General features: G+C 55.9%; 12 protein-coding genes. 7 read left to right on the top strand and 5 right to left on the bottom strand.

Annotated features, from left to right (window positions below):
* Positions 1 to 27: 27 nt before the first annotated feature.
* Complete coding sequence (locus QEN58_RS13920) at positions 28 to 243, top strand: hypothetical protein (protein WP_280104224.1); 216 nt, start codon at positions 28 to 30, stop codon at positions 241 to 243.
* 159 nt (positions 244 to 402) lie between these two features.
* Complete coding sequence (locus tag QEN58_RS13915; protein ID WP_280104223.1) at positions 403 to 1,380, top strand: GlxA family transcriptional regulator; 978 nt, start codon at positions 403 to 405, stop codon at positions 1,378 to 1,380.
* A gap of 47 nt (positions 1,381 to 1,427) precedes the next feature.
* Here QEN58_RS13915 and QEN58_RS13910 read toward each other — a convergent pair whose 3' ends face one another.
* Positions 1,428 to 2,222, bottom strand: coding sequence for an SDR family NAD(P)-dependent oxidoreductase (locus QEN58_RS13910; RefSeq protein WP_280104222.1), 795 nt, complete (start codon positions 2,220 to 2,222; stop codon positions 1,428 to 1,430).
* 233 nt (positions 2,223 to 2,455) lie between these two features.
* On the opposite strand from QEN58_RS13910, the gene QEN58_RS13905 reads away from it, so the two are divergent.
* The 5 genes from QEN58_RS13905 (at position 2,456) to astB (ending at position 8,820) form a co-directional block, all read left to right on the top strand.
* A complete protein-coding gene (locus QEN58_RS13905; RefSeq protein ID WP_280104221.1) occupies positions 2,456 to 3,670 on the top strand; it encodes an aspartate aminotransferase family protein in 1,215 nt (404 codons plus the stop codon).
* Between the two features lie 50 nt (positions 3,671 to 3,720).
* Positions 3,721 to 4,785, top strand: coding sequence for an arginine N-succinyltransferase (locus tag QEN58_RS13900; RefSeq protein ID WP_280104220.1), 1,065 nt, complete (start codon positions 3,721 to 3,723; stop codon positions 4,783 to 4,785).
* The gene (gene astA / locus QEN58_RS13895) at positions 4,785 to 5,816 is read left to right on the top strand and encodes an arginine N-succinyltransferase (protein WP_280104219.1); all 1,032 of its coding nucleotides are present in this window, start codon (positions 4,785 to 4,787) and stop codon (positions 5,814 to 5,816) included. The genes QEN58_RS13900 and astA overlap by 1 nt, the downstream gene beginning before the upstream one ends.
* A gap of 167 nt (positions 5,817 to 5,983) precedes the next feature.
* Complete coding sequence (gene astD, locus QEN58_RS13890) at positions 5,984 to 7,456, top strand: succinylglutamate-semialdehyde dehydrogenase (protein WP_280104218.1); 1,473 nt, start codon at positions 5,984 to 5,986, stop codon at positions 7,454 to 7,456.
* Positions 7,453 to 8,820 carry an N-succinylarginine dihydrolase gene (gene astB / locus QEN58_RS13885; RefSeq protein WP_280104217.1) on the top strand — a complete coding sequence of 456 codons (1,368 nt, stop codon included), beginning with the start codon at positions 7,453 to 7,455 and terminating at the stop codon, positions 8,818 to 8,820. Before astD ends, astB begins: the two co-directional genes overlap by 4 nt.
* Positions 8,821 to 8,894: 74 nt before the next feature.
* On the opposite strand, the gene arcC is transcribed toward astB, so the two are convergent.
* The 4 genes from arcC to QEN58_RS13865 are packed head-to-tail and all read right to left on the bottom strand — an operon-like array spanning position 8,895 to position 13,533.
* Positions 8,895 to 9,800, bottom strand: coding sequence for a carbamate kinase (arcC, locus tag QEN58_RS13880; RefSeq protein ID WP_280104216.1), 906 nt, complete (start codon positions 9,798 to 9,800; stop codon positions 8,895 to 8,897).
* A gap of 15 nt (positions 9,801 to 9,815) precedes the next feature.
* The gene (gene argF, locus QEN58_RS13875; protein ID WP_280104215.1) at positions 9,816 to 10,817 is read right to left on the bottom strand and encodes an ornithine carbamoyltransferase; all 1,002 of its coding nucleotides are present in this window, start codon (positions 10,815 to 10,817) and stop codon (positions 9,816 to 9,818) included.
* Between the two features lie 18 nt (positions 10,818 to 10,835).
* Entirely contained in the window at positions 10,836 to 12,065 is a 1,230-nt protein-coding gene (locus QEN58_RS13870) for an arginine deiminase (RefSeq protein ID WP_280104214.1), read from the bottom strand.
* A 22-nt stretch (positions 12,066 to 12,087) separates the two neighbouring features.
* Positions 12,088 to 13,533: a YfcC family protein gene (locus tag QEN58_RS13865; protein WP_280104213.1), complete on the bottom strand. Its 1,446-nt coding sequence runs from the start codon at positions 13,531 to 13,533 to the stop codon at positions 12,088 to 12,090.
* Between the last annotated feature and the right edge of the window lie 373 nt (positions 13,534 to 13,906).

Here is a 13,906-nt window from a genome sequence, read left to right as displayed (position 1 = left end):
AATTCGACCGGAACGCGGGAGGTGTTTATGGATACTAGGGAAAGCAAAACCCCGGAAGAAGAGAAGCAGCATATTATCAATGAGCGGATACCAGAGGATTATGAAACCTCAAAACCGCATCTACAGCCCGAAGCTAAGCAGCGACCGGGCGGTTTATATAAATTACTCCCTCTGGTGGTCATCATTGTCGGGGTGATTGTGGTCAGTATCATCGTGTTAGGCATTATTAATCGGGGTAATTAGTGCTTAACCGTGCTCTCTTTTTGCCGGGCCCTGCGCCCGGCAAATTGCACTCATGCGTCACGTTTTTGCTGCAATGGTCATAACGCTGCGATCCTCTACGCAATTGGGTAAGATAGTCGTTTACCCACGGCGGATTTTTATGCAGCGCAGTCAGTTATCATGCAGCCCAACCCGTTAACCTCTCAAACAGGCACTCCCCGTCGGCGAGTGGCCTTTCTGCTGCTGCCGGGGTTCTCGTTATTGACCCATGCCAGCGCACTGGAACCGCTGCAAATGGCTAACCAGCTGAGTGGGCAGATGCTTTACCACACCGTCACATTAAGCCTCAACGATGAGCCCGTCCGTAGCAGCGCCCAGCTTTCGCTGATTGCCCAGCACGCATTAGGTGCCGCCTTAGGTCCGCTCGACCTGCTGTTGATATGCGCGCCAACGCCGCTGCCGTATACGCTGCCCGCAAAGCTGAATGAATGGCTGCGGGGGCATCAGGGGCGCGGTGTGGCATTGGGTGGGTTAGCCGGGGGAACTGAGGTATTGGCGCGCTGTGGGTTGCTGGAAGGCTATCGCGCGACGCTGCCCTGGCAGCGGTTTGAGGCTTTTTCTCAGGCCTACCCGCAAGTGACGCTTTCTCAACAGCTGTTTGAAATTGATCGCGACAGACTGACCTGTGCGGGCGGTACCGCGGCCATGGATCTGATGCTCACGCTGATTGGCCAGCATCATGGTCCCCGCTTGGCAGAGCAGGTGTCGGAGCAATTTGTTTGCGACCGTATTCGCTTGGCAGATGAGCGCCAACACGTGCCCCTGCGTAGCCGCCTGGGCCATGCGCCGCAAAGCCTGGTGGATGCCGTCACGCTCATGGAAGCCAATATTGAAGAGCCACTCTCGACCCTGGAGCTTGCCGAGCATCTAGGCATCTCCCGGCGTCAGTTGGAGCGGCTATTTAAGAAGTATCTACAGGCGGTGCCTAGTCGCTACTACCTGGATTTACGCTTACAAGAGGCGCGCAAACAACTGCGCGATAGTGACCGGCCGGTAGGCGATATTGCGTTTGCCACGGGATTTTCCTCGGGCGCGCATTTTTCTACCGCCTACCGTCACCATTTCGGTATGACACCGCGAGAAGAGCGACTTGGTTAGAAGGATAAGGTTAGAAAGATAAGTTTAGAAGCATAAGCTTAGAGGGCTCAGGTTAACGTATCCACGATGCCACCTTCCACGCGTAGTGCCGCCCCGGTGGTGGCACTGGCTTGGGGGGAGGCGGCGTAGACGCTCATGCTAGCGACCTCCTCTGGGGTTGCTAAGCGCTGAATGATGGAGGAGGGGCGGTTCTCTTTTACAAAGCGCTCTTCCATCTCTTGCTGGGAAATACCCTCTTTTTCCGCCATTTCCCCAATCATCTTGAGTACGCCTTCAGAGCGCGTCGGTCCAGGTAGAATGGCGTTCACAGTAACCTGGGTGCCGCTAAGCACTTTCGCTAGCCCGCGTGAAACAGACAGCAGCGCCGATTTAGTCATGCCGTAATGCACCATTTCGCTGGGGATGTTGATCCCTGACTCGCTGGAGATAAACTGAATACGACCCCAGTCGCGTTCGCGCATACCTTGGGCGTAGTGACGGGAAAGCCGCACTGCGCTCATGATATTAATATCGAAAAATTGCTGCCAAGTGTCGTCGTCAACGTCGAAAAAGTCCTGCGGGCCGAAAATGCCTACGTTATTGATCAGGATATCCGCGCTGGGCTGCTGTTTGATAAGCGTTTGGCAGCCTTCAGAGGTGCCAAGATCTGCAGCAACGCCTTCTACTTTGGCATTGGGAGAATCTTTTTTGATCGCGGCGATGGCTTCGTCAACCCGCGACTGGGTGCGGCCTGTTACGACCACGTTAGCGCCCGCATTGGCGAGCCCTTGAGCAATCGCAAAACCGATGCCTGCCGTCGAACCGGTGATAATGGCGTGCTTACCGTTTAGATCAATCTGCATGCGTTGGTCTCCTCTCATCCTGAGTGTCGCTGCTCATCACTATGCAACTCAACTCATCGAATAACCGCATAGCTTGCTAATAAGTATGGGGCTCTTTTAGAGTTCTTCAAGGCGGTTTAGTGGTACGCCGATAAGTCGCTATTCATAATTTGCCGTCCCATTGCTGAAAGCACGTGGACTCTTTGCCACCTTATACTGTTGTCACTACTTTCCTCCACTGGAGCTAGCGTCCCATGAGTCATATCCCAAGCCGTCAAGATTACGACCACTACATGACGCCCAACTACTCACCGCAGCAGGTCATTCCCGTGCGTGGTGAAGGTAGCCGCTTGTGGGATCAACAGGGGCGTGAATATATCGATTTTGCCGGGGGCATCGCGGTTAACTCTCTTGGCCATTGCCATCCGGTACTGGTCAATGCGCTCAAAGAGCAGGGCGAGAAGCTGTGGCACCTCTCCAACGTGTATACCAACGAGCCAGCGCTGAATTTGGCCAAGACGCTGGTCGAGCGCACCTTCGCCGATAAGGTGTTCTTATGCTCTTCCGGTGGTGAAGCTAACGAAGCTGCGCTTAAGCTTGCTCGCCGCTGGGCGGTGGATAATCACGGTGAACATAAAGATAAAATCATCTCGTTCTACCAATCTTTTCATGGTCGCACCTTCTTTACTGTCAGCGTGGGTGGACAGCCTAAGTACTCTCAGGGCTTTGGCCCGGTGCCGGGCGGTATTCTCCACGCCGATTTCAACGACCTAGAAAGCGTGCGCAAGCTGGTGGGCGACGACACCTGCGCGATTATGGTTGAACCCATGCAGGGCGAGGGCGGTATCGTGCCCGGCACTCAAGAGTTCCTCCAAGGGCTGCGCGATCTATGCGACGAGCACAATGCGCTGCTGATTTTTGACGAAGTACAAACCGGCGTTGGTCGTAGCGGCGAACTCTATGCTTATAAGAACTACGGCATTACACCGGATATTCTTACCAGTGCCAAATCCCTGGGCGGCGGTTTCCCCATTGGCGCCATGCTGGCAATCGACTCGGTTGCTAAATCACTGGTGGTTGGCACCCACGGTTCTACTTACGGCGGCAATGCGCTGGCATCAGCCGTTGCCCTGGCGGCGGTGGAGCTTATCGATACCCCTGAGGTGCTCGAAGGCGTTAAGCATCGCCACGACCTGTTCCGCGAGCACTTAGAAACCATCAACCGCAAGCACGGCGTGTTTAAAGAGATTCGCGGTATGGGCTTATTGATCGGTGCGCAAATGTCAGATGCCTATGAAGGCCGCGCCAAAGACATTCTCCCGCTCGCTATTGAAGAGGGCTTGATGGCACTGATTGCCGGGCCGAACGTGCTGCGCATGGCACCTTCTCTGGTCATTCCTGAAGCCGATATCGCCGAGGGCATGGCGCGCTTAGAGCGTGCGATTGAGCGGTTAGTTGCGGCAGGATGAGTGAGCAACAGGCTGCGTCAGTCGTGTTAAATGAAGAGGGGGCGTCGAGGATGCTGGTAGTTCGACCCGTTAAAGCGTCTGATCTCACGGCGCTTGAGCAATTAGCCGAGCATGCAGTGCCGAAGCTGACCAACTTGCCCGCCAACCGTGAGCGGCTTCAGGAGCGCATTGCACGCTCCCAAGACGCCTTTAACGGCGACGTCGAGTTTCCAGAAAACGAGCACTATACGTTTGTGCTGGCTGACGATTCACGCGAGGAAGTGCTCGGTACGGCCACCATTCGCGCCCAGGCGGGAGCCAATGAGGCTTATTACACCTATCGCCAGGAAACGCTGATTCACGCTTCTCAGCAGTTGAACGTACGCCGCGAAGTTCAGACGTTGGCGCTTTCCCATGAAGTTTCGGACGCCACCCTGCTGTGCGCCTTTTCGCTTAATCCCCGCTATAAAGGCACCAGCGCCGAGAGCCTGCTGCGCCGGGCGCGGCTGATGTTTATCGCCCAGTATCCCGAGCGCTTTTCGCGCATTCTGGCGGTGGCGTTTCCCGGCTATCTCGATATCCGCAATGAGTCGCCGTTCTGGGAGAGCGTCGGGCGGCACTTTTTCGCTCGCAGCTTCCAGGATATGAATCATATTGCCGGGGTACGCTCGAAAAGTTTTATCGCCGAAGTCATGCCCCAGTTTCCACTCTATTTGCCGCTGCTAACGCCCCAGGCACGGGCGGCGATTGGCCGAGAGCACCCCGCCCACGAAGAGGCGCTGGAAGAGATGCTGGCGGAGGGCTTTGTGCGCTCGCGACATGTGGATATTTTCGACGCCGGGCCGATTGTTAAAGCCGAGCGCGAACGGCTGGAAACCTTCCGCAGTGCCGCCTGGCACCCGGTACGCATTCGCCCTGAACACGCGTTGCCCGATGCCGAGCCCGCGCTGGTTGCCAATCAAAAGCTGGGCGAGTTTCGTTGTATCGTTGCGCGCTACGCGCTGTCACCCACGGGCCAGTTGATGCTCTCCGCGGAGCACGCCGAGCGGTTGGGCGTCACGGAAGGGCGGGCGGTGCTTGCCGCGCCGCTGACGCTACCCAGCGTGGTAGACGCGCTCGACGAAGGAGAAATGTAATGCGCATTCGACCCATTGCCCGGGATGATCTGGATGGGCTTCAGGCGCTTGCGCAGCAGGCAGGGGTTGGTTTTACCTCGCTGCCGGATAACCGCGAGTTTCTAGCCGGTAAGATTGAAGCGGCTGCCAGTGCCTTTGAAGAGCGCACCCCGGTGGATGACCGGCTTTATTTCTTTGTACTGGAGGATGAAATAAGCGGCGAGCTGGCGGGCTGCTGCGCCATTGAGGGGCAGGTTGGCCGTGAAGTGCCGTTCTACAACTATCGTCTGGGCACTTTGGCCCATTCCTCGGTTCAGCTGGATCTGCACCGCACCATCGATACACTGTTTTTAAGCTCCGACCATACCGGTGACGCTGAAGTGTGCTCTTTGTTTCTGCGACCAGAATACCGCGGCGAAGCCAACAAGCATTTGCGCAACGGCGCGTTGCTCTCCAAAGCACGCTGGCTATTTATTGCCCAGTTTCGGGACCGTTTCCCCGAAAAAGTATTAGCGGAAATGCGCGGGGTGTTTGATGAGAACAACACCAGCCCTTTCTGGGAGAGCCTGGGCAAACACTTCTTCCCTATGGATTTCAGCGAAGCTGACCGCCTAACCGGCCTGGGGCAGAAGAGCTTTATCGGCGAGCTGATGCCCAAGTTCCCCATTTACACCACCTTTATGGCCGAAGAGGCGCGGGCCTGCATTGGTCAGGTGCATCGTCATACCCGCCCGGCGTTGGAAATGCTTAAGAAAGAGGGGCTGCGCTGGGAGGGCTATATCGATATTTTCGATGGCGGCCCCACGGTGGAAGCTTACATTGACGACGTACGCGCCATCCGCAACTCACGGCTTTGCCAAGTGGAAGTATCTGCCGGGGCAAGCGAAGAGAGCGTCAGCCGCTGGCTGGCCGCTACCACCCAGATGCTGCACTTTACCGCCAGTTGGATAGGCCGCGCGCCCACTGAAGACAACACTATCGTGCTTAGCGAACAAGAAGCGAAGCGCTTAGGCGTTGTCACCGGCGATAGCCTACGGCTACTCGAGACCTAAGGAACCTCTGATTAATGTGATGAGCGCAGGCCAGACAAGGCAAAAATCAACGAAAAAGCGGAGTTTACGGGGTGTAAATGAGCATTTTGAGGCGATTTTTAACGCAGTATGGCCAAGCGCAATAGTTAATCAGAGGTTTCCTAGGCGATGTTTACAGGAGAGTTTTTATGCACGCCCAACAGCAGCAACTGATCAATGGCGCCTGGGTCGCAGGCGACGCAGAGCCTTTGAGCAAGCACGACCCTGTTTCTGGCAAGTCGCTATGGCAAGCAGCGACGGCTAGCTCTGAGCAGGTCACGGCCGCTGTGAAAGCCGCCCGCGGTGCCTTCCCCGGCTGGGCGCGCACACCTTTTGCCGAGCGTCAGGCGCTTGTCGAGCGTTTTGCCGAGGTGCTGAAAGCTCGCGGTGAAGACTTGGCCGTGGCGATTGCGTCTGAAACCGGCAAACCGCTCTGGGAAGCACGCACCGAAGCGGGCGCTATGGTGGGTAAGGTGGCGCTGTCGGTTAAAGCGTATAACGAGCGCACCGGCGAACGGGAAAAAGCGGTGGGTAGTGCAAACGCGGTGCTGCGCCACCGTCCTCATGGTGTGATGGCGGTGTTTGGCCCTTACAATTTCCCTGGCCACCTGCCCAACGGGCATATGGTGCCTGCGCTATTGGCGGGTAACTGTGTGGTCTTCAAACCCAGCGACCAGACCCCGCTGACCGCGGATTTGACCCTTCAGTGCTGGCTGGAAGCCGGGCTTCCTGCAGGCGTCATTAACCTGGTGCAGGGTGGTGTGCCGGTAGGCCAAGCGTTGGCAGGTAACCCTGATATTGATGGTCTGCTGTTTACCGGTAGCGCCAAAGTGGGTGGCATGCTGCACCAGCAGTTTGCCGGACAGCTGGATAAAATCCTTGCGCTGGAGTTAGGCGGCAATAACCCGCTGGTGGTGAAGGATGTCGACGACGAGCGTGCCGCGGTGTTGGCCATTCTGCAGTCGGCGTTTCTCTCCGGCGGCCAGCGCTGCACCTGCGCGCGGCGCTTAATGGTGCCGGAAGGTGCCGTCGGTGATCGCTTGATCGATGCGCTTTCAGAAGCAATCACTAAGCTACACGTGGCAGGCCAGTTCGAAGAAAACCCTGCCCCATTCTATGGTGGCTTGGTCAGCGTAGCGGCGGCGGACGGCCTGCTTAAGGCGCAAGATGAGCTGGAGTCTATGGGCGGCACGGTGATCAATCGCATGCAGCGCCTGGAAGAGAACACCAGCCTGTTAAGTCCCGCACTGATTGACGTGACCGGTCTTGATGTGCCGGACGAGGAGCACTTCGGCCCGCTGCTGAAAATTCACCGCTATCGCGATTGGGATGAAGCGCTTGAGCTTGCCAATAACACCCGCTATGGGCTCTCCGCCGGTTTAATCGGCGGCGATCGAGCCGATTGGGACGACTTCCTGCTGCGTATTCGCGCCGGAATCGTCAACTGGAATCGCCAAACCACCGGCGCATCCGGCGATGCACCATTTGGTGGTGTGGGTGACAGCGGCAATCACCGTCCCAGTGCTTTTTATGCGGCAGACTACTGCGCCTACCCGGTGGCCTCCATGGAAGCCGACAGCCTGGAGATGCCCGAGACCCTGCCGCCGGGAGTCAGCCTATGAGTACCGTCGACATCAGCAGCGTTAGGGAAGTCAATTTTGACGGACTAGTCGGCCCAACCCACAACTACTCTGGGTTGGCCGTGGGCAATGTCGCATCCATGAGTCACGGTGGTCTGGTCTCCAACCCAAAAGAGGGCGCGCTGCAGGGGCTGCTTAAGATGAAGTCGCTGATGGACGCAGGCTATGCCCAGGGCGTGCTGCCGCCCCAACAGCGCCCGGACATTGGCGCACTTCGCGATTTAGGTTTTAGCGGTAGCAACAGTGAAGTGATGGCACGCGCCGCTAGTGAGGCCCCACAGTTGCTGCGGGCGGTATGCTCGGCTTCCAGTATGTGGACGGCTAACGCGGGCACTATTACCCCCAGCATGGATGCACCCGATAGCCGGGTACACTTCACCCCAGCCAATCTACAGTCCAGCTTTCACCGTTACCTGGAGCCGCAAACGACTGGCCGCGTGCTGCAGGCAATCTTCCGTGACGAACAGCACTTCTCTCACCACCCAGTGCTGCCCGCCACCCCAGCTTTTTCAGATGAAGGTGCGGCCAATCACACCCGACTATGCGGTGAGCACGGCGAACCCGGCGTTCATCTGTTTGTGTATGGCCGCCAGACGTTTGGTGACGTGCGTAGCGGAGAGCGCGAACCCCAGCGCTTTCCTGCTCGGCAAACCTTGGAAGCTAGTCAAGCGGTGGCCCGCCAGCATGGGTTAACGGAGGCACAAACGGTATTTGCCCAGCAGCACCCGGATGCTATCGATGCGGGTGTATTCCATAACGATGTCATTGCAGTGGGCAATGGCCCCGTGCTGCTCTACCACGAAATGGCGTTTCTGGACGAAGAGGGCACGCTTGACGAACTTCGTGCCAAAATGACCAGCCCGCTGATACCGGTGCGCGTGCCCTTGGAAGCGGTGAGCATGGAAGACGCAGTGGCCTCATATCTCTTCAACTCGCAGCTGCTATCCAACCCCGACGGCACTATGACCCTAGTGGTACCCGGCGAATGCCAGGAGCGAGAATCAGTATGGCGCACTATTCAAGACCACTTACTGGCGGGCAATAACCCGATTAGCGAAGTGGTCGTCAAAGACGTCAAGCAGAGCATGCGCAACGGCGGCGGCCCCGCCTGCCTGCGCTTGCGCGTGGTGCTAACGAACGCCGAACGTGCAGCGCTCACCGGCCGTGTGCTGCTCACCGATGCTCTGTACGCTGATCTGACCGCGTGGGTGGAGCGCCACTACCGCGAACGCCTTGCCCCGGATGATTTGGCCGACCCACAGCTGGCGGAAGAGTCGCTGGTTGCTCTGGATAAACTGACGCAGTTACTGCAGATTGGTTCGGTCTACCCGTTTCAGTTGGGGTAGGCTGTGAGAACTGATGAAGGCGTCCTTCGGTAGCTACACATTCTCGTTAAGTCTGCAATAAGCAGTAAAAAGCGTTAGCTAGCAACACAAGTGCCCGTCCGTAGTTTAAGAATATCTAGTGCATCCTCTAGGCGGCCGATACCACTGATGCCTCCGCTTTCAGCGAAATTGCACGCGGCGTCTATTTTTGGCCCCATAGAACCAGCTGGCAGGTTCAGCTTGCGAGCTTCATCCAGCGTTAATTTATGGATAGGTGTAGCGGTGTCCTTACCGAAGTCACGGTAGATGGCGTCCACGTCAGTGAGAAGGAGCAAAGCGTCTGCGCCCAGCTGGCTGGCCAGAAGCGCGCTGGCGGCGTCTTTGTCGATCACGGCTTCGATGCCGATCATGCTGCCGTTCTCTCGGCGAAGAACGGGGATACCACCGCCTCCGGCGCAGATCACCACAACGCCCTGTTCCAGCAGCAGCTGGAGCACCCTCATGTCGGGTATCTCCAAGGGCTTGGGCGAAGGCACTACCCGCCGCCACTTGTCACCATCCTGGGCGATGTGCCAACCGGCGGCTTCGGCTTTGGTCTCAGCTTCTTCCCTTTCGTAAACTGGCCCGACAAACTTAGTGGGATTGCTGAAGGCGGGGTCATCCTTGTCGACCAGAACCTGGGTAAGCAGGGTGGCCACAGGTCTGTTATGGTCCAGGGCGTTTTCCAGTTCCTGCTCGATGATGTAGCCGATCATACCTTCTGTTTCAGCGCCCAGTACATCCAGGGGATAAGCTTCGTCCGGCTTATAGGCGGCGCCCTGAAGCGCCAGCAAGCCTACCTGGGGGCCATTGCCGTGAGTGACTACCAACTGGTGGCCGGCGCGGACGATTTCGGCCAATGATTCGGCGGCAATTTTCACGTTGGCGCGCTGGGCCTCGGCGGTCAGGGGCTCTCCTCGCCGTAACAGGGCATTGCCTCCCAGAGCTGCTACTACAAGCATGTCATGCTCCTCGAATCAGTTTCCAAGAGTGGCGACGAGCACCGCCTTAATGGTGTGCATTCGGTTCTCCGCCTGATCAAATACGATAGAGGCGGGACTTTCAAAGACGTCGTTGGTGACTTCCATGGCGTCGATGCCGAACTCGGCCTGTATTTCCTTGCCTATGGTGGTCTCGGTGTTATGGAAGGCCGGCAGACAATGCATGAACCTTACGCGGGGGTTGCCGGTTTTCTCCATCAGGGCAGTATTGACCTGGTAGGGTTGTAACAGTTTGATTCGCTCTGCCCACTTTTCCTTCGGCTCACCCATGGACACCCACACATCGGTGTAGACAAAATCTACGCCTGCCACCGCAGCATCAATGTCTTCCGTGATCATGATTCGTGCGCCGGTCTCACTGGCAATGGTCTGTGCTTCATTCTGAATAGCCTCGCTGGGCCAACAGGCCTTGGGCGCACACAAGCGCACATCCATTCCCATCATGGTGCCGCCGATCAGCAGGCTGTCGCCCATGTTATTCGCAGCGTCCCCGATAAATACAAAGGCAACATCCCGCAGCGGCTTTTCCACGTTTTCCTGCATGGTCAGGAAGTCTGCGAGGATCTGTGTGGGGTGGAATTCATTGGTCAACCCATTGTAAACCGGCACTCCGGCATATTTCGCCAGCTCCTCAACCACCGTCTGGCCGAACCCCCGGTATTCGATGGCATCGTAAACGCGGCCGAGCACACGGGCGGTATCTTTGACGGATTCCTTGTGGCCGATATGGGTGCCCGTGGGGCCCAGATAGGTTACTCGGGCGCCCTGATCAAACGCTGCAACCTCAAAGCCTACGCGGGTTCGGGTTGAGTTCTTTTCAAAGATCAGCGCTATGTCCTTGCCCTGCAACTGCGGTACTTCGGTGCCGGCATACTTGGCTGTTTTCAGGTCGGTGGAAAGCTTGAGCAAAAAACCGATCTCTCGGGGCGTAAAGTCCCTCAGGGTCAGGAAGTGCCGGTTCTTGATATTGAAAGCCATGGTTCTGCTCCTTCCTTGTCAGACTGTATCTCGTATTGTCGGGCAGCTCATGCAACGCCCACCGCCCCGGCCCCGGCCCAACTCCGCTCCGGGTATGGCCAGTACCTCTATGCCAGCGGCTTCCAGCGCAGCATTGGTATCGTCGTTGCGGTCATAACCGATGACGACCCCCGGACTCAGTGCTAGCACGTTATTGCCATCATTCCATTGTTCTCTCTCCCGTTCGGCAGGGGTATCGCCACCCGTGGCGACCACTTCCAGGGACGGGTAACCAAGTACATCGGCAACAACATCAAACAGCGGGCGACTATCCTGGAAGAACGACAGGTGCTTGCTGCCTTCCCCCGGACGCAGGTCGTAGCAAACCATTTCATCTGCGACTTCCTTGAAAGTGGTCACTACATTGCCGCCACAGAAGGTAAACACGGTATCCAGGTGCATGGCAGAACGGGTCTTGGGAATCTGGCAGGCAATTATCCGTTCTGCAGTGCCGTTAGCAAAAAGCGTCTTGGCCAGCTGGCCAATGGCTTGCGGTGAGGATCGTTCCCCCATTCCCACCAGCACGACACCATTACCCACCGGCATGATGTCCCCTCCTTCCAGGGTCGCCAGCGCATGATCTTCAAGCGGGTCGCCCCAATGCACGTTCACCTTGCCGGCAAACTTTGGATGGAAACGGTAGATCGCGCTCATTAGTAGCGTCTCTGGTTTGCGCGCAGCCCAGTACATAGGGTTCAGGGTGACACCGCCATAAATCCAGGCGCTATTATCTCGGGTGAACAGTAAGTTGGGCAGTGGCGGCAGCACAAAACCGTGAGGCCCCAGATGGTTACCGAACAGCCCAGATGGGTCGAAAGGCAGGTCTCCTACTTCCAAACCACCAATGAGAAATTTCGCCAGCGTATTACCTGGCAGTTCGTTCATCCATGCGCGAAGGTCGGATACCATGCCTACCCCGATATGATTCCAGGTAATCCTGTGGTCTAGAACCCAAGTACGCGCTTCGGGGATATCAAGCGTTGTCGCTAGCAGGTCGTTAACGTCCAGAACCTCCACACCACGTTCACGCATTACCTCGGCGAATATGTCATGGTCTTTCTGTGCCTGCTTGACCCAGAAAACATCGTCGAACAATAACGCATCGCAGTTTGAGGGAGTCAGTCTTCTATGGGCTAGCCCAGGGCGGCAGACGATAACTTGCCGTAAAGTCCCAGTTTCCGAGTGAACGCCCAAAGTGTGTTCTGACATGTCGGATACTCCTTTTCCCTGTTTATAGAAATGCACCAATGCTAATAACTGCACTGATAAAAACAGTCAAAATAAGAAGGAGAGGCCAGATAAATACTAGCCAACGGTCATAAGAAATACGGCCTATCGCTAGGCCACCGACCACTACAGCAAAGGTCGGGTTTATCAGATTAACCAGGCCGTTGGCTGATTGGTAAGCAGTTACCACTAAGTCACGTCCCACGTCAGCAAAGTCGCCCAAGGGCGCTAAAATAGGCATGGATAGCACGGCAAGTCCGGATGAGGAGGGTACGAAGAAACTCATTCCTACCTCGATCCAGAACATCAAATTGATAAAGGTTAGTTCAGGCAGTCCACCTAATGTGCTTTCGGCGCTATGCAAGATGGTATCGGCAATCATGCCTTGTTCCATGATCACCACGATGCCGCGGGCCAGACCAACGACCAGGGCTACGCCGAGCAGATCGCGGGCGCCGTCGACAAAACTACTGGTCAGCTTTTTCTCGCCCAGCCGAGCGATGATGCCGATCACAATGGCGGAACCAAAGAAAAGTGCGCCCATCCTAGCCATCCACCAGCCTTGGGACGAGACGCCCCAAATCATCGCGATGAAGGTCAGAGCAAAAATAACAAGGGTAATTTTCTGAGTGCCTGAAAGATCAAAATTTTCCAGCTCGTCGTGTCCCTGTAGAAAGAGTTTGCGGTGTGCATTCAGTTGTCTGGCCACAACGGAGCGAGCAGGATCCGACTTAATGCGTTTGGCGTAGCGCATCACGTAGACTGAACTAATCACCAGCCCGCCAATCAGCAGCACTAGCCGAAGTACAATTCCATCTGTAAAAGGAATATCCGCTGCGTTAGAGGCAATGACAGTAGCGAAGGGGTTGATGGTGGAGCCCAGCACACCAATACCAGCGCCGATCAGAATCACGGCGACTCCTGTGATCGCATCATAGCCAGCAGCGATGATGATGGGGATTAGAATGGCATAGAAGGCCAGAGTCTCTTCTGCCATTCCGTAGGTGGTGCCTCCGAGGGCAAACAGCGTCATCAGGATGGGGATCATCCAGATCTCTCGGCCTTCCAGCCGATGCATCACGTTACGTATCCCCGTGTCGATTGCTCCGGTAGCATTGATAACGCCTAAGAAGCCACCCAAAAACAGCACAAATAAGGCAACGTCGATGGCATTGGCGACATAGCTGTCGGGATCATAGAAACCCGCCGTGGGGGCCAGCATGACGTCCACAAAACCTTGCGGGTTTGAATCAACCGTTACATAGGTGCCAGGTACTGCAATTTCGCGTCCGACCTCTTCGTTCATCGTACGTTCGTATTGCCCGGCAGGAATGATCCAGGTCAGCGCCGCTACAAGAATAATTAGCAGGAAGAGAATTGAGTAGGCTGTAGGGAACCGTGTCGCTAGATCTTCTTCAGGATTTGATGAAGTGAGCTTTTCATCTGACATACGCTGTCTCCGACCTATGATTAAGAAGCAATCAACCATATTCAGTGTAGGCCCATTACAATGTCTTGAATTGATTTAGATCAATCACACAAAAGTACATGCAGCTACAGCTAATAAATGGCGATAAATATAATTGGTCGAGCCGTGCTTGCTGCTGTAACGGGCAATGCAGATTTTGAGATTTGGTATGTTCTGAAGACGAGCTGGTAAGTTTTTCGTAGCTTTAGCTATTATTAACTTTTACGTTTTTTTGGAAGCATACTAAGTTTGGTTTTGTGATTTATTCATTAGTGGTTTTTATATCTCGCTACAGCACATCGGTTTGATAAATTTCGGGGCTTGAAATAAACGCTGCGATCTTTTTCCAGAAACA

This window comes from Halomonas alkaliantarctica (assembly GCF_029854215.1).
Lineage (GTDB): Bacteria > Pseudomonadota > Gammaproteobacteria > Pseudomonadales > Halomonadaceae > Vreelandella > Vreelandella alkaliantarctica_A.
Note: the sequence above shows the minus strand (reverse complement) of the source record. Positions and strands in the feature narration are given on the sequence as shown.